General features: G+C 28.8%; 2 protein-coding genes. One reads left to right on the top strand and one right to left on the bottom strand.

Annotated elements, in window-relative coordinates:
• Window positions 1–70 (top strand): helix-turn-helix domain-containing protein (locus AC1DSL_RS19370; RefSeq protein ID WP_477533499.1); only part of this gene is annotated, 70 nt, incomplete at its 5' end.
• 226 nt (window positions 71–296) lie between these two features.
• Here the strand turns inward: AC1DSL_RS19370 and AC1DSL_RS19365 are convergent.
• The coding region (locus AC1DSL_RS19365; protein ID WP_477533498.1) for a hypothetical protein at window positions 297–500 on the bottom strand (204 nt) is incomplete at its 5' end.

The raw sequence follows: 500 nt of genomic DNA, 5'->3' as shown, positions 1-500 counted from the left end.
AATCAAAGACGTGGCAGAAAAATGGGGAGTTTCTCGTACAACCATTTATCGCTATTTGGAACGTAAGTAATCAGATTGCTAAATGTATTATTAATTAGTGAGATAGTTAAAACCAAAAAATATTGAAATACTATATATATAGAAGAAACTCAATTAAAAACCTTATTATAGAATTGTAATAGCCCTCCCATCATTAAAAAACATGGGAAGGGCGAATGCACTAATTTTTCAGATTTAAGTGTTTTTTTAATAATAAATCCTAACACTTTTATGTATTAAGACTATCTGCATATTTTTTAATGTTTATTATCTTGATGTTTTTTGAGAGTTTTACCTGCGTTACTTTTCTGTGGTTTGGATGCAGTTTTACTACTTAATGTTTTCCCAGCTTTTCCGACTTTTCCACCCGAGTGTTTTGTCATAAAGAAACCTCCTACTATATAATTAAAATTCCCGTTCTTACTTTTAGGTACTATTAATTGACAATTATAATAAATAAG

The organism is Paenisporosarcina sp. P4_D4, from assembly GCF_056401835.1.
Note: the sequence above shows the minus strand (reverse complement) of the source record. Positions and strands in the feature narration are given on the sequence as shown.